The sequence below is a fragment of the Bradyrhizobium sp. 956_D2_N1_4 genome, assembly GCF_052076025.1.
In the GTDB taxonomy this organism is placed as follows: Bacteria; Pseudomonadota; Alphaproteobacteria; order Rhizobiales; family Xanthobacteraceae; genus Bradyrhizobium; species Bradyrhizobium barranii.
In genome coordinates, this window is sequence record NZ_CP197237.1 from 4,676,124 (window position 1) to 4,691,141 (window position 15,018).

Consider the following 15,018-nt stretch of genomic DNA (forward strand, 5'->3'; position numbering starts at 1 on the left):
GTCACATCCCGATCGAGGCGAAGAAGATGGCGAACACGCCGTCCATGACGATGACGAAGAAGATGCCCTTCACCACGGAGGCCGTGGTGTGCTGTCCGAGCGATTCCGCGCTGCCCTGCACGGCGAGCCCCTCGACACAGGCGACGATGCCGATCACGGCCGCCATCACCGGTGCTTTGACGATGCCGACGATGAAATGGTCGATCGAGATGGCGTCGCGCAGGCGCAGCAGGAAGGCTTCGGGATCGACGCCGCCATAGAGCCAGGCGACGAGGCCGCCGCCATAAAGCGCGGCCATGGCGCCGAGGAAGGCGAGGATCGGCAGCGCCAGCACCAGTGCCAGCATGCGCGGCAGCACCAGGACCTCGATCGGGTCGAAACCCATCGTGCGCAGCGCGTCGATCTCCTCGCGCATCTTCATCGAGCCGAGCTCGGCCGTGTAGGCGCTGCCCGAGCGACCCGCGACCATGATCGCGACCAGGAGGACGCCGATCTCGCGCAGCACCAGCACGCCGAGCATGTCGACGACGAAGATGTCGGCGCCGAACCTGCGGAAATGAAAAATACCCTGCTGGGCGATGATGCAGCCGATCAGGAACGTGATCAGCACGATGATCGGCACCGCACGCCAGCAGACCTGCTCCATGTGGTGCACGGTCGAGGTGAGGCGGAACGAGCGCGGGTGGATCAAGACGCGAAACCCCGCCGCGAGCACCGCGCCGAGCATGTCGACGAGGCCCGCAACCGTGCCGGCGACCCCGGCCACGGCCCGGCCGATCTGCTCCAGCATGCCGGTGATGGTGACCGCGCTGCTGTCGACGACCGGCGTCGCCCTGACCCGCCGCACCTCGTCCACGAGGCTCGAATAATTGGCGGAAAGCCCCGCGATCTGCGCCTCGACGGCGCCCTGGGTCAGGCTGCGGCGCAGCCGTTCGATCAGCCAGGCGCCGAAGGTGTCGAGCTTGGCGACCTCGGAGACGTCGATGAAGATGCTTTGCGAGCCGCCGGCGAGCTTTTCGGCGTCAGCCACCATCCGCTCCAGGACCGGCGCGAAGCTCGCGGTCCAGGTTCCGGTGGCGCAGAGTGCCAACGCGTTGCCCTTGGCAATCCGTTCCAGCTTCGGATCGCCGCTCAAGGTCTCCGCTCCCGTGCCGGAACGCGAGAAACGGGTAGAATCAGATGGTTGCGCACACGCCCTTACCCGGAGAAGGTATCCCCAACTGGTTAATGTTAGTTGCTAGAGGTAACTAGCAGGTTCAGATTTCGCCAGAGTTCAAAATGACTTCCAGCAAAGTTCCGGCCCTCGCGGCGCGAATCGAGCGATTTCCCATCGCCGGCAGTTTCACCATCAGCCGGGGCGCCAAGACCGAGGCCGTGACCGTTGTGGCCGAACTGAGCCGGAACGGCCTGACCGGCCGCGGCGAATGCGTCCCCTATCCCCGCTATGGCGAGACCCCCGAGGCAACCCTTGCCGCCATCCAGGCCATGCAGGCGGCCGTCGCGGGCGGCCTCTCGCGGGAGGCCCTGCAAGCCGCCATGCCGCCCGGAGCGGCCCGCAACGCGCTGGATTGCGCCCTGATCGACCTCGAGGCCAAGGCGACCGGCCTGCGGGCCTGGAACCTGCTGGACCGCCCGGTGCCGGGCGAGCGCACCACCGCCTTCACGATTTCGTTGGGCACCCCCGAGGCGATGGCGGCGGCGACCGCCAAGGCGGCGCACCGGCCCCTGCTCAAGATCAAGCTCGGCGGCGACGGCGACGGCGATCCTGAGCGGATCGCGGCGGTTCGCAAGGCCGCCCCCGAATCCGAGCTGATCGTGGATGCCAACGAGGCCTGGACCGAGGCCAATCTGGAGCAGAATCTCGCCGCCTGCGACGCCGTCGGCGTCACCCTGGTCGAGCAGCCGCTGCCGGCCGGGAGGGATGGCGCGCTGTCGCGGATCAAGCGGCCGCTCGCGGTCTGCGCCGACGAGAGCGTGCATGACCGCCCCTCGCTCGCGCCGCTCCGTGAGCGCTACGACGCCGTGAACATCAAGCTCGACAAGACCGGCGGGCTCACCGAGGCGCTGGCGATGGCCGACGCGGCGCAGGCGCTCGGCTTCGAGATCATGATCGGCTGCATGGTCGCGACCTCGCTGTCGATGGCCCCCGCAATGCTGGTGACGCCGCAGGCGCGCTTCGTCGATCTCGACGGCCCGCTGCTGCTCGCGCGCGACCGCGACCACGGGCTGCGCTACGACGACAGTCTGGTCTATCCGCCCGCCTCCTCGCTCTGGGGATGAGCCTTGAGTCGATGCCGCGCCGACAAGATCACCAGCGCGCCGGCTGCGGCCATCGCGGCCATCACGTAATACAGGCTGTCGCCGATGCGGGCGTAGATCGCACCTGATGCGATCGAAGTCGTCGCACCCAGCAGGCCGTTGCACGCGGCGTAATAGCCCTGCCCCCGCGCGATCTGATGCGATGGCACGCGCTGCACCAGCAGATTCATGGTGCCGACGATGGTCATGCCGAAGGTGAGGCCGTGGCCGAGCTGCACGATCACGAGCAGCGCCAGCGGCGGCTCCTGCGCGGTGACGATCCAGCGCACCACGGCGCTCACGCCGCCGATCGCGATCAGCGTGGACGGATACAGCGAGAACCGCGGCGACAGCGCGAAGACGACGATCTCGGCGATCACACCCAGCGTCCAGAGGCCCGCGATCGTCAGCCCGCCGAAGCCGTGGAGCTGCCAGTTGATGGCCGAGAACGTGTAGTAGGCGACGTGGCTGCCCTGGATCAGCGCGGCCGACGCGATGACGGCCCAGAAGCCGCCATCGCGCAGCAAGGCCTTGCCGGCATGCGTCTCCGTCGTCCTCCGCCTGACATCGTCGAGCGGCTGCAGCAGCAGGCTGGCGGCGACCGCAACGACGGCCCACGCGACGATGATCCAGATCAGATCGCGCGCAGCGATGTGGTCGACGAGAAAGCCGCAGGCGAGCGAGCCCGCGGCGAAGGCCGCCGAACCCCACAGTCGCAACGGTCCGTAATCGAGCCCGTAGCGGGCGACGCCGCGCAGCGCATAGGCATCGGTCAGCGGGGTCGTCGGCGTCCACATCATGCAGGTCAGCGCATAGATCAGGAACAGCGCCAGCGGCTGCTGCTGCAGGCCGACCGCCGTGAACCCGATCGCGGTTGCCAGCACCGACACCATCATGCCGGCGCGAATGGCATGTCGCCTTTCGGCAAGGGCGGTGATCTGCGGCAGCGTGGTGAAGCGCGTGATCGCCGGCAACGCGTTGATGAGGCCGATCCAGCTTGCGTCGATGCCGATCGCCTTCAGCCAGAGCGGAAAGAACGGCAGATGCGTGCCCGACACCGCGAAGACCGCCGAATAGAACAGCGCCAGGCTCACGGCGAATCGCCGCTTCACGGCAGCTTGCGTGGGGATTTGTGATTCGCCTGCCATCAAACCAATTGCGATTCGGTCGATATCGTGGTGATCGTTACAGTAACGCGTAGTGATTTGCGCGACGAGATTGTCATGGCCAACGAAGCATTCGCCCTCTCGCCTATGTCTGCCCGTGCGGCCGAGCCGAACGAGCAGGATTACGACGCGATCCGCGAAGCCTTCATGGAGACCGCGCGCGGCCGCTGGTTCCTCGGCGAATATGCCAAGCGCAACCGCAATGCGGATACCCGCATGGTGCTCGATGCGGTCGCGAAAATCGAAGAAACCCTTGCGGCACAGCGACAACCGGTCGTCGAGGATCGCCTGCCCGAGGCGCTGGTCGAGATCCGCCGCGCCATCCGCGAAGCCGAGACGATCGCGATCGCCGCCTTCGATCCCGCGGCGATCGAAGCCAGCCTCGCGCCGATTCCGCGCGGCGTGCGCATCATCAAGGAGATCTCCTGGCGCTGGCGCGAGATCGGCGCCGACGGGCGAATCTGCGACCTCATTGATTCGCAGCTCGCCTCCATCGAGGCCGCTTGCGGGCAGCTATCGACCGTCGACCCCCGCGTCGAGCTCAAGGCCGCATTCGATCTGCTCAGGGATCGGGTCGAGCAGCTCGATGGTGACGGCGACACAGCGCCGCAAGCGGCGGCGCATTCCGCACTTGCGCCGGTGCAGGAAGCGCCCGTCGCAGAGGCTGCGCCTGCCGTGATGGCCACCGAAGCACCCGTGGCTCTTACGGAGGCGCCGCAGGACATCGCAGCGACTCCCGCGCCCGAAGCAGCGGTCGAAGCGGCCGGCGCCGTCGAAGCACTCGCCGTTGGCGAGGAGGCAATGGACGTCGCCATCGAGCCGGAGTTCATCGCCGGCAATCACGTCGGACCCGAAGAGGAGGTCGCAGAGGCCGCCGCTTTCACTGAGGTGACTGACGGGGTCTCGCTCGACGCCGCCGCGGAAGCCGAGGACGAAGCCATACTCGATGCCATCGCGCTGGAAATGGCCGCACCCGATCCGGAGTTCGACGAGATCACCGAACCGGTCGAGCTGGAAGCGGCCATTCCGGAGCCGATGGCTGCGGAGGTCGCAGCGCCCATTGCCGCAGAGCTTCCGGAGCCGGTCGCAGCCGAGCCGGCCGCCACCGCAGCCGCGGAGGAGCCCGCCGAAGACGCGCCGATCGCGATGGACTCGCTTGCGCGCCTCACCGACGCCATTGCGGAGGCCGCCGCCGAAGTGATGGAGCAGCCGGCCCCGGCCATGGCAGCCGCCGCGACATTCGGTGCGGCGCCAACCGCGACGCTTCCGATGCCCTCGCCCTTGTCCGCGTCCCTGCCCGAGCCCTCGCTCGGCGCCACCATCCTCGCCAGTGGCATCCTGCAAAAGCCCCGCGCGGCGGCCAACGACCCCATGGCGCCAATCCGCCGCATGACCCAAGCCGAGAAGATCGCGTTCTTCTCGTAAGGGACACGCTCGCTCCACATCGTCATTGCGAGCGCAGCGAGGCAATCCAGAGTCTTTCCGCGGAGGTATTCTGGATTGCTTCGCTAACTCGCAATGACGGAGCAAGGTGGATCACCGCGCCCTCTCTCGTGTCCCGGACAAGCTGCAACGCGTAGGCGTTGCGGCGCAGAGCCGGGACCCAGGCTGCTGCACGGGTGCTCTCGCAAACCTAGCCGCGCTACGCGAAGGGGGCCAGCCCGGTCGATGCGTCGACGCCGCCGTCGACTGGAAGGTTCACCCCATTCACGAAGCTGGCGTCGTCGCTTGCGAGAAATGCGATGACGCTCGCAATTTCCTCGGACTGGGCTGCGCGCCCCAGGGGATACGTTCCACCAGCTTCACGAACAATTCCGGATATTGCTCCATGATCGGCCTCGTCAGGTCGGTGAGGGTCAATGATGGGCACACCGCATTGATGCGCACGCCTCTCGGGCCAAATTCGAGCGCCAGGCTGCGTGTGAGATTGCTGACGGCACCCTTCGTGGCGTTGTAGAAGCTCACGCCCCGGTCACCGCCAAGCCCGCTGAGAGACGACACGTTGACGATCGAGCCGCCGCTTTCGATCAGGTGCGGAAGCGCCGCACGCGTCATGTAGAGGACACCGTCGACATTGACCGCGAAGACGTCTCGCCACAGCTGGATCGGCGAGCCCAGGAAACCGATCAGTTGACGAGGATGTCGATCCTCCCGAAGCGCTGCACCACGTTGGCGACCAGACTCTCGACGTCTTCGGCGATCGAGACGTCGCCGGATCGGATCATGCAGCGATCGGTGCCTAGCTCTGCACCGACTTCGGCCAATTTGAACTCGCGCCGTCCGTTGAGCACGACAATGGCGCCTTCGCCGTGAAAGCGCCTTGCGGCTGCGGCGCCGATGCCGCTGCCGCTGCCGCTGCCGGCGCCCGTAACGATGACGACTTTGTCCTTGAACCGATCATTCATGCCAATAACTCCATCCGAACCCGCAAGGTCCGGACAAGAGCTAGGACACCGGAAAGACGGCTTGGTTTCAGCCGAACCGGATTCGGTTACGATTGAAATCTGTCGCGCGAAGCGTTCCGCGAATCGATGTGAGGCCGCTCACCCGCAGTTCCAGACCGCGCCGATCGGGGTCCGCGTCCAGCACGGCCCGAAGCTGCCGCCATTGTAGCGGCCGCCGCCGAAGCCGGGCCGGCCGAAATAGCGCCATTCGCCGTCCCAGCCGTAATATTGGGGAACCGGGTCGATATACCAATGGCGGCGATCGCTCCGCGACATGCGGCGCATCGCCTCCTTCTGCTTGTAGAGCGGAATGCTGTTGCTCAGCGGCTGGCGATAGCCCGGCAGGAAGCCGTAGCCATGCCAAGCCTGCTTAGGACGCTTTTGAACGGGCTCAGCGGGCGCGACGGCCGGCAGCAGAGACAGGATGACAGCAACGGATAGACACATAAGGCGAGACATGAACCGACCATAGACAGTCGGGAGCTGACAGGCCACTCAAATTCGAGTGCTAGACTTTTCGCCGCTTCGATTCACCGTGCTCTCCCGATAAGCTTGAAAAAGCAGCATGAGAGCTGCGCGGACAACCGCTTATTCCGGAGCGAGCGAATGCCTCAAACCCCGCCCGTCGGCGCCTTCGCCATCATTCCGAGCAACGATCTTGCCGCTGCTATACCGTTCTGGGAGCGTCTTGGCTTCACGCGCGCGGGTGGTGACGCCGGCTACGTGATCATGAGGGGTTGGGGCTGCGAGGTGCATCTCACGCAAGCCGGCGATGGCCCGTGGCGCGTGCCCGAGCACAATCCCTTCGGCGTCTTCATTCGCACGCCCGACGTCGAGGCCATTGCCGCACGCGTGGACGATCTGATCATCCGGCCGGGCGGCGTGCTGCGCCACCGCGAATGGGGGATGTATGAGGTCGGCATCAACGGACCTGACGGCCTTCTCGTCCGGATCGGCTGGCCTTCCGATCTGATGACCTCCCGCGGCTGACGATGCCCCTCCCGAGTGGGATGATGGCAGACGATCGCGTAACGATTGATCCGACCCATCGGGGCTTTGTTGCTGTACTGTCTGCTTCGCTATTCGTGGTGCATTGTCGCGAGGAGCATGCATGTCCACGGCGATCTCGACGCTCGGCGGGGTAGGTCTCTTCCTGCTCGGCATGACCGTGATGACGGAGGGCCTGAAGACGCTGGCCGGCTCCGCGCTGCGCGGGGTGCTCGGCAAGGCGGCATCGACGCCGCTGCTTGGCTCATTTTGGGGAGCCCTCGTCACGCTGCTGGTGCAGTCCTCCAGCGCGACGACGATGACGACGATCGGTCTTGTCAGCGCCGGCCTGCTGACGTTCCAGCAAGGGTTGAGCCTGGTCTTCGGCGCGAATATCGGCACCACGGGGACCGGCTGGCTGGTCGCGCTGATCGGCGTCCGTGTCTCGCTAACGGCCGCGGCGTTGCCGATGATCTTCGTCGGCGCGTTGACCAAGCTTCTCGGCCGAGGGCGAGTTTCCGGCGCCGGTGCCGCGCTCGCGGGATTTGGACTCGTGCTGTTCGGGCTGACGACCCTGCAGCAGGGCATGGGCGGGCTGGCGGAACGTTTGCACCCGGCGGACCTGCCCGCGGTCCTCGGCAGTCCCGGGACGTCATGGTGGTCGGGCCTGCTCGGCGTGCTGGCGCTGGTGGTGATCGGATTGGTCATGACCGCGCTGATGCAATCGTCGACGGCCGCCATCGCAGTGACCTTGTCCGGCTATTTCGCAGGCGCAATCGGGTTGGACCAGGCCTGCGCGTTGATCATCGGCCAGAACATCGGAACGGCGACGAGTTCCGCGCTCGCCGCGATCGGCGCGAGCGCCACCGCGAAGCGGTTGGCCATCGCCTACGTTCTTTTCAAGCTGATCGCCGCGCTCATCGCGCTGGTAGCTTTTCCCGTCGTAACGCCCTTGCTGCTGCGCGCCTCGGACACGATCGACGGCGTCACGCTGCTGGCCGGGTACCACACAGCCTTCAACGTCGTCGGCGTCGCGGTCCTGCTCCCGCTGATCAACCCGTTTACGCGGCTGGTCGAACGGATCCTGCCCGAGCGCGGCTCGCCGCTGACGCGATGTCTCGATCCTTCGGCGCTTGAGACCCCGATCGTGGCCGTCGAGGCGGTACGGCGCACGATCGCGCGCGTGCTCCTGACGGTGTGCGGTTCGGTCGAGGCGAAACTGGCGGCCCGCGCTGCACCGATACGGCTGGGAAAGGACACCGTCTCCGTGCAGGAAGCGGCCGATGCCGTGAGCCAGGCGCAAATATTCCTGTCGGATGTGGCCGGGCCACCCGACACCGACGACGAGCAACGGCGTCTCACGAGCACGCTGCACGCACTCGACCACGCATCTCGACTGACGGACCTCGCAAGTGGAGGAAACAATTTCGGCTCGGTGGCAGGCGGGCCGGAGGACATCCGCGCCGGAGAGCTATGTGCCGAGGTCATGCGGAGCGCCGCCGCGATTGCGCGCGGCGTCGCGGCGCCGCCCCGCGGATCGACGCACTTCGCGCCCGCCTCGCATGCCGGCGACATCTTGGCTGGTCCCCGCGCCGACCCGCCCGACGAGGCCATCGCCGAGTTCGAGCGTTGTACGACACAACTCCGTGAAATGCTGCGCATCCACCGCAGCGCGACGCTTGGTGCGGTGGCCAATGGAACACTGACCGCAGACTCTGCCCTCCTTCGCGTCGAGGCGGTTCGCAACCTCGAGGCGTTGTCGCAGCACGCCTGGCGTTCGGCGATCCATCTCATCGGTCGCGGCTAGCGCGTTTTCAAGCGAAGAAGTGGATACCGGTTCGCGTCAAGAAAACGCGTCAAACAAGAATCTGGAGCCCCGTTCCGATCCCATCGGAAGGGGCTCTATAGATCACGCCCTTGCGGATCAGGAAGCAGCCATAGCCCCTGCTGTCGCCGACCTGCACGACACCGAACCCCGCCGACGCCGCGCGATAGAATTCCGAGCGCGAGAGCTTGCCGGGGCTGACGGCGCCGCCGGCCGCGCGTTCGATCTCCGCCAGCATCGCGCGCTGCACGTCGGGGACGCAATCGGGATCGTCGACCGGCGCCATCACGCGCACCGGATCGGGATCGAAATCGTAGAGCGGGTCTTTCGCGGGCCGAACCGGCGCGGCCGGTCATCGGCCGTTCACCATAGCAGGTTCCAAGCGTGATTCAGATCACGCAGCTCATCATGGTGATTGCGATCACGGACCACGGGCTCGAACGCGGCCAAGCTTCCTCGCAACCAATCTCGCATCGAGATGAGTGCCAAAGGAGCACGCCATGTTCCGCCTAAAGCCTTTCCTGATGACGGCTAGCCTCGTGGGAAGCCTGTTCGGCTTTGCCTGCGGCCCTGTTTCCGCGCAGGTCGCCCCGGTCCAGCCTGCCCCGACCGCGCTGCAAGGCCCGGAACAGCGCGTGGCGCTGGTGATCGGCAATTCCAACTACAAGAACGCGCCGCAGCTCCAAAACCCCGACAATGACGCAGAGTCGATGGCGCAGTTCCTGAACTCCGCCGGCTTCGAGGTGGTTGCCGCGACCGACCTGACCCAGAACGACATGCTCCGCGTCGTCCAGGACTTTTCCGCCAAGGTTTCCGCGCGGGGTCCGAACACTGTCGCCATGGTCTACTACGCCGGTCACGGCGTGCAGCTCGCCGGCGAGAACTATCTCGTCCCCGTCGATGCGAAAGTTTCGAACCCCACCGAGCTCGTGAGCAACTCGGTGCGCCTCGTCGACGTGATGTCGACGCTGGAGACGATCCCGAGCCGCATGCGCATCGTCATCCTCGATGCCTGCCGCAACAATCCGTTCCCTGATGTCAACGACGCCGGCCGCGGCCTCGCCATCGTCGATGCGCCGAACGGCTCGATCGTGGGCTACTCGACCGCGCCGGGTGCGGAAGCACAGGACGGCACCAACGGCCACAGCCCCTACACCCAGGCCTTCCTCAACGTCGCGCGCGAACCCAACGTGCCGATCGAGCAGCTGTTCAAGCGCGTGCGTCTGGAAGTGAACCAGACCACCAGCGGCGCGCAGATCCCGTGGGAAAGCTCGTCGCTGACCTCGGACTTCACCTTCTTCGGCGACACCGCTGTCGCCGCCACCCGCGCGCCGGTGAATGCGCCTGTCGTGCAGATGGCCTCCAACCTGCCGGGCCGTTCGACGCGCCAGGCCTATGACTACGTCGTGTCCGAGGGACGGCAGGAGTACTATCAGGAGTTCATCCAGATGTACCCGCACGACCCGCTGTGCGACCACATCCGCTGGCTGCTCTCGAACCTGCTGATCACGCAGGCCTGGCACAAGGCGGTGCTCGCGAACTCCCCGCTCGGCTACAAGAGCTTCTATGACAGCTACGGCAACAGCCCCTATGCGCAATCCGCGCTGAAGCTCCAGGTGCAGCCAAAGCTGATCCCCCTGATGCAGGCGACCAAGTTCCTGGCGCCGCAGAACATTGCTCCGACGTTCAAGGTCGGCAATCTCGGCCAGCCCAAATACATGCCGCTGATGCAGCAGGGCAATGGCGGTGGGCAGATGAATGGCAATCTGCCGGTCGTGCAGAAGCCGATCGACAGCAACGTCATCGGCAAGCTCGGCAATGGCGGCCAGATCGTCAACCTGCCGGCCGGCAACAATCAGCCGAACCAGCCGAACGGCACGCCGTCGCAGACCCCGGGCAAGATCGTCACCCTGCCCGCGACCAACACAACGCAGAACGGCCGCAGCAACAATACCGGCACTGCCAACGGCACTACTGGCAAGATCGTCTGCATGCCGGTGAATGTCGGCAAGGGTGGCACGACCGTCGATACGAAGCCGGTCGTTCAGGCGCAGAACAACCCGATCCGCGTCAACAACGGCGTGAAGCTCAACAACAATCCGGTGAACAAGGTGCAGGTCCAGAACAACCAGCAGAACAACCGCCCGCAGTTCAATGCGGCCAACCGTGTGGTCAACAACGGCGGCAACAACTTCCGGCAGTCGATGAACCAGGCGCCCTCGATGGGCGGCGGCAACAATCACCGCGGCATCATGCGCTGATCGCCACAAGCGAAACGACAAAGGGGCAGAGCGACAACGCTCTGCCCCTTCCTCATGTTAGAAGGTCCGAAACCTAAGCAACCAGCTCGGCAAACAGATCCGCATCGACATTGCCGCCGGAGAGCACGATGACGACGTTCTTCCCGGCGACGTCGAGGCGGCCGGCAAGCAGCGCGGCGAGACCGACAGCACCGCCCGGCTCGACCACCAGCTTCAGCTCGCGATAGGCAAAGGCCACGGCCGCACCGACTTCCTTGTCCGACGCAGTCACGCCGCGCGCCAAGAGCTTGCTGTTGATCGCAAAGGTCATCTCGCCGGGGATCAGGGCCATCAGCGCATCGCAGATGGTGCGGCCCGCAGGCCCATGCGGCTCGCGGTGGCCGGCGGTCAGCGAAATGCCGTGATCGTCGAAGGACTCGGGCTCGGCCACCACGATCTCGGCTCGCGGATAGCGCGCCTTCACTGCCGTGGCGACACCCGCGATCAGGCCGCCGCCGGAGGCCGGCGCCACCACGATGTCGGGGCTGAGGCCGAGCGCAGCCATGTCCTCCGCGATCTCACGACCTGCGGTGCCCTGCCCCGCGATCACGAACGGATCGTCATAGGGCCTGACCAGCGTCGCGCCGCGCTTCTCGGCGATGCCGCGCGAGATCGCCTCGCGGTCGTCGCAGTCGCGATCGTACAGCACCACCTCGGCGCCATAGGATTTGGTGCGCTCGCGCTTCGACAGCGGCGCATCCGCGGGCATCACGATGGTCGCGTGCATGTCGAGGATCTTTGCCGCGGCCGCCACGCCCTGGGCGTGGTTGCCGGACGAGAACGCGACGACACCGCCGGCGCGCTTGTCCTGCGGGATCGAGGCGACCTTGTTGAAAGCGCCGCGGAACTTGAAGGAGCCGGTGCGCTGGAGCATCTCCGGCTTCAGGAAGACCTTTGCGCCGACGCGCTCGTTGAGCACGGGAAAGGACAACAGCGGGGTGCGGATGGCGAAGGGCGCGATCACGCGTGCTGCTGCATCGATATCGGCAGGGCCGATCGGGAGGAGCTGTTCGGTCATGCCTAATGTTATCGCGCCGGACGAGGCGCGGGGCAAGACACCTGCGCGCGATGAACCTTGGTTTTCAGGCTACGAAACTAACCGGCTCCGCCCCATTCCTGCCTGGAAGCACCGCGCCAACCGCCTTGATGCTGTCCACAAACGCCCTCGCCGAGGCCTCCCAGGTGTAATTGGCGGCGAATTCGACGCAGTCCTGCCGGGACACGTCGAGCGCCGCGAAGCAGGCGTTGCGCAGATCGTGATCGAGGGCGCCGACCGGTGCATCGCCGATCACGTCGCGGGGGCCCTTCACCGGGAAGGCCGCAACCGGCAGGCCGCTGGCGAGCGCTTCCAGCAGGACCAGGCCGAACGTGTCGGTCTTGCTGGGGAACACGAACACGTCGGCCGCCGCATAGATTGCCGCCAGCGCCTCGCCGTGTTTCTCGCCCAGGAAGATCGCATCCGGATAGGCCTCTTCCAGCGCAACCCGCGCCGGGCCGTCGCCGACAATCACCTTGGTGCCGGGCAGATCGAGATCGAGAAACGCCTCGAGGTTCTTCTCCACCGCGATCCGGCCGACCGAGAGAAATACCGGCGCCGGCAGGCAGAGGTCGATCCCACGGGGGTGGAACAGGCTGGTGTCGACGCCGCGCGGCCACAGCACGACGTTGTCGAAGCCCCGTTCGCCAAGCTCGCAGGCGAGCGCCGGCGTTGCCGCCATCACGGCGCGGCTGGGCGCGTGAAATCGGCGCAGCGCCCGCCAGATCAGGGATTCCGGAACCGGCACGCGGGCGCGGACATATTCGGGAAAGCGGGTGTGGAAGCTGGACGTGAACGGCAGCTTGCGCTGGCGGCAGTAGCGGCGGACCATCAGGCCGATCGGCCCCTCCGTCGCAATGTGGATGCTGTCGGGGCGCGCCTCTTCGATCAGCTTCGCGATTCGCGCCGGGCGCGGCATGGCAAGCCGCACGTCGCGGTAGCTCGGCATCGCGAAGGTGCGGAACGATTGCGGCGTCAGGAACGTGAACTCGACGCCGAACCCCTTGGCGGCGTCTGCGAGCTTGGTCAGCGTCCGAACCACACCGTTGACTTGCGGGTGCCAGGCGTCGGTCGCGACCAGGATGCGCATCAAGCGGCCCTTGCTGCGACCTGCGGGACTTGTGCCGGCTTCCGCGCCTGATCCGCCCAGGTGATGATCTCGAAATGACCATCGTCATGCTCGACCAGCGCCGTGCAGCTCTCGACCCAGTCGCCGCAATTCATGTAGCGGATGCCGCCCTCGTCGCGGATCACGGCATAGTGGATGTGGCCGCAGATCACGCCGTCGGCGTCGTGACGCCGCGCTTCGGCGGCGAGCGCCTGCTCGAACGCGCCGATATAGTTGACGGCGTTCTTGACCTTCTGCTTGGCCCATTGCGACAGCGACCAATAGGGCACCTTGAACATGCGCCGGAAGAAGTTGACGAAGCGATTCATCTGGATCGCGAAGTCGTAGGCCTTGTCGCCGAGATGGGCGAGCCAGCGCGCGTTCTGCACCACGAGATCGAAGATGTCGCCGTGGATGACGAGGTAGCGCTTGCCGTCCACGCCGGTGTGGACGGTGTTCTCGACGACGTCGATGCCGCCGAAATGCGTGCCGTAATAGTTGCGCAGGAATTCGTCGTGATTGCCGGGAATGTAGATGACCTTGGCGCCCTTCCGCGCCTTGCGCAGCAGCTTCTGGACCAGGTCGTTATGCGACTGCGGCCAGTGCCAGCTCGATTTCAGCGCCCAGCCGTCGACGATATCGCCGACGAGATAGATCGTATCGGCATCGTGGTAGCGAAGGAAGTCGAGCAGAAGGTCGGCTTGAGAACCGCGGGCTCCGAGATGAACGTCGGAGATGAACAACGTGCGAAAGCGCCTTTCAGGGCCCTCGTCACTCACATCGTAACTTCCCATGCGACAGCCTGTAACAATATCCCGTGACAGGGGGATGACCAATGAACCTTTGAGGCACCCTCGGATACGAATCAAACCTCGCCTCGCCCGCCCCGCGAATATCAGTCGCATGCGACAATCAGGCGACATGACGCCGCAACGGCCTCCGCAAGACGCCCGGAACCGATGGCTGAACAGGTTAACGGCAGCGGTCCCGCGCGCCGCCGGCGGTGCGCTCGCGGCCCGGATCAGTAAAATTTGTGGAAATGATGGATCGGCCCGTGGCCGTGGCCGACGCTGAAGCGGTCGGCGGCCGCGATCGCTGCGCTGATCCAGGCCTTGGCGTTCCGCACGGCCCGCGCGAGATCCTCGCCCCTGGCAAGCCCCGCCGCGACGGCCGAGGACAGCGAGCACCCCGTGCCGTGGGTGTTGCGGGTGGCGACGCGCGGCGCCACAAGCGCGATCGTGTTCTCGGCCTCGACGAGATAGTCGATGCTTTCGGCGCCCTCGCCGTGCCCGCCCTTGATCAGGACCGCGCGGCAGCCCAGCGCCAGCAGCCGGCGCCCCTGGCTCTCGATCTCGGCCTCGCGTGTCGCGACGGGCTCGTCGAGCAGAGCCGCGGCCTCGGGCAGGTTGGGCGTGATCACCGACGCCAGCGGCATCAGCTTCCTGCGCAGGGCTTCCACGGCCTCCGCGGCGAGCAGGCGATCGCCCGAGGTTGCGACCATCACGGGATCGAGCACGATATGCCCCGGCTTCCAGCGCGACAGCGCCGCTGCGATCGCATCGATGCTGGCGGCCTGCGCCACCATGCCGATCTTCACCGCGCCGACCTCGAGATCGGAAAACACGGCATCGATCTGCGCGGTGACGAATTCGGCGGGCACCGCGTGGATGCCGGTGACGCCGCGCGTATTCTGCGCCGTCAGCGCCGTGATCGCGGAGGCGCCATAGACGCCGAGCGCGGCAAAGGTCTTCAGGTCGGCCTGGATGCCGGCGCCGCCGCTCGAATCGGAGCCGGCGATGGTGAGCGCCACGGGCGTCGTCATGGGGCGATTTTCCGCGTTTTTGAGACCATCAC

At 66.1% G+C, this 15,018-nt stretch carries 14 protein-coding genes and 1 pseudogene; 5 read left to right on the forward strand and 10 right to left on the reverse strand.

The features are described 5' to 3' along the window. Nucleotide 1: 1 nt before the first annotated feature. The gene (locus tag AB7535_RS22260; protein WP_038944308.1) at nucleotides 2-1,135 is read right to left on the reverse strand and encodes an MlaE family ABC transporter permease; all 1,134 of its coding nucleotides are present in this window, start codon (nucleotides 1,133-1,135) and stop codon (nucleotides 2-4) included. 143 nt (nucleotides 1,136-1,278) lie between these two features. Between AB7535_RS22260 and dgcA the strand changes: the two genes are divergently transcribed. After that, entirely contained in the window at nucleotides 1,279-2,280 is a 1,002-nt protein-coding gene (gene dgcA, locus AB7535_RS22265) for an N-acetyl-D-Glu racemase DgcA (protein WP_439036837.1), read from the forward strand. Here the strand turns inward: dgcA and AB7535_RS22270 are convergent. Then, complete coding sequence (locus tag AB7535_RS22270) at nucleotides 2,250-3,446, reverse strand: MFS transporter (RefSeq protein WP_439036838.1); 1,197 nt, start codon at nucleotides 3,444-3,446, stop codon at nucleotides 2,250-2,252. The two genes, dgcA and AB7535_RS22270, sit on opposite strands and share 31 nt — an antisense overlap. Before the next feature lie 75 nt (nucleotides 3,447-3,521). Here AB7535_RS22270 and AB7535_RS22275 point away from each other — a divergent pair, with 75 nt between their 5' ends. Next, complete coding sequence (locus AB7535_RS22275) at nucleotides 3,522-4,889, forward strand: hypothetical protein (protein ID WP_439036839.1); 1,368 nt, start codon at nucleotides 3,522-3,524, stop codon at nucleotides 4,887-4,889. 217 nt (nucleotides 4,890-5,106) lie between these two features. Here AB7535_RS22275 and AB7535_RS22280 read toward each other — a convergent pair. The 3 genes and pseudogenes from AB7535_RS22280 to AB7535_RS22290 form a co-directional block, all read right to left on the reverse strand. Continuing rightward, a pseudogene (locus AB7535_RS22280) lies at nucleotides 5,107-5,519 on the reverse strand (SDR family NAD(P)-dependent oxidoreductase). A gap of 71 nt (nucleotides 5,520-5,590) precedes the next feature. Then, on the reverse strand, nucleotides 5,591-5,869 hold the full coding sequence (locus tag AB7535_RS22285) for an SDR family NAD(P)-dependent oxidoreductase (protein WP_439036840.1): 279 nt from the start codon (nucleotides 5,867-5,869) through the stop codon (nucleotides 5,591-5,593). 138 nt (nucleotides 5,870-6,007) lie between these two features. Next, nucleotides 6,008-6,367: a hypothetical protein gene (locus AB7535_RS22290; protein ID WP_063982225.1), complete on the reverse strand. Its 360-nt coding sequence runs from the start codon at nucleotides 6,365-6,367 to the stop codon at nucleotides 6,008-6,010. A gap of 147 nt (nucleotides 6,368-6,514) precedes the next feature. Between AB7535_RS22290 and AB7535_RS22295 the strand changes: the two genes are divergently transcribed. After that, nucleotides 6,515-6,898 carry a VOC family protein gene (locus tag AB7535_RS22295; RefSeq protein ID WP_063986236.1) on the forward strand — a complete coding sequence of 128 codons (384 nt, stop codon included), beginning with the start codon at nucleotides 6,515-6,517 and terminating at the stop codon, nucleotides 6,896-6,898. A gap of 121 nt (nucleotides 6,899-7,019) precedes the next feature. Continuing rightward, nucleotides 7,020-8,702, forward strand: coding sequence for a Na/Pi cotransporter family protein (locus tag AB7535_RS22300; protein ID WP_439036841.1), 1,683 nt, complete (start codon nucleotides 7,020-7,022; stop codon nucleotides 8,700-8,702). A 49-nt stretch (nucleotides 8,703-8,751) separates the two neighbouring features. On the opposite strand, the gene AB7535_RS22305 is transcribed toward AB7535_RS22300, so the two are convergent. Continuing rightward, nucleotides 8,752-9,015, reverse strand: a complete 264-nt coding sequence (locus AB7535_RS22305) for an RbsD/FucU domain-containing protein (RefSeq protein ID WP_439036842.1) — start codon at nucleotides 9,013-9,015, stop codon at nucleotides 8,752-8,754. A 205-nt stretch (nucleotides 9,016-9,220) separates the two neighbouring features. On the opposite strand from AB7535_RS22305, the gene AB7535_RS22310 reads away from it, so the two are divergent. Then, nucleotides 9,221-10,981 (forward strand): caspase family protein, encoded by a 1,761-nt coding sequence (locus tag AB7535_RS22310; protein ID WP_439036843.1) that lies wholly within the window; start codon nucleotides 9,221-9,223, stop codon nucleotides 10,979-10,981. A gap of 73 nt (nucleotides 10,982-11,054) precedes the next feature. Here AB7535_RS22310 and AB7535_RS22315 read toward each other — a convergent pair whose 3' ends face one another. From AB7535_RS22315 to thiD, 4 genes are all read right to left on the reverse strand, one after another. Next, nucleotides 11,055-12,038: a threonine/serine dehydratase gene (locus AB7535_RS22315; protein WP_439036844.1), complete on the reverse strand. Its 984-nt coding sequence runs from the start codon at nucleotides 12,036-12,038 to the stop codon at nucleotides 11,055-11,057. Between the two features lie 64 nt (nucleotides 12,039-12,102). Next, the gene (locus AB7535_RS22320; protein WP_231142346.1) at nucleotides 12,103-13,146 is read right to left on the reverse strand and encodes a glycosyltransferase family 4 protein; all 1,044 of its coding nucleotides are present in this window, start codon (nucleotides 13,144-13,146) and stop codon (nucleotides 12,103-12,105) included. Further along, a complete protein-coding gene (locus tag AB7535_RS22325) occupies nucleotides 13,146-13,958 on the reverse strand; it encodes a UDP-2,3-diacylglucosamine diphosphatase (RefSeq protein ID WP_354130479.1) in 813 nt (270 codons plus the stop codon). Before AB7535_RS22325 ends, AB7535_RS22320 begins: the two co-directional genes overlap by 1 nt. A gap of 227 nt (nucleotides 13,959-14,185) precedes the next feature. Then, on the reverse strand, nucleotides 14,186-14,986 hold the full coding sequence (gene thiD / locus AB7535_RS22330) for a bifunctional hydroxymethylpyrimidine kinase/phosphomethylpyrimidine kinase (RefSeq protein WP_354095709.1): 801 nt from the start codon (nucleotides 14,984-14,986) through the stop codon (nucleotides 14,186-14,188). Between the last annotated feature and the right edge of the window lie 32 nt (nucleotides 14,987-15,018).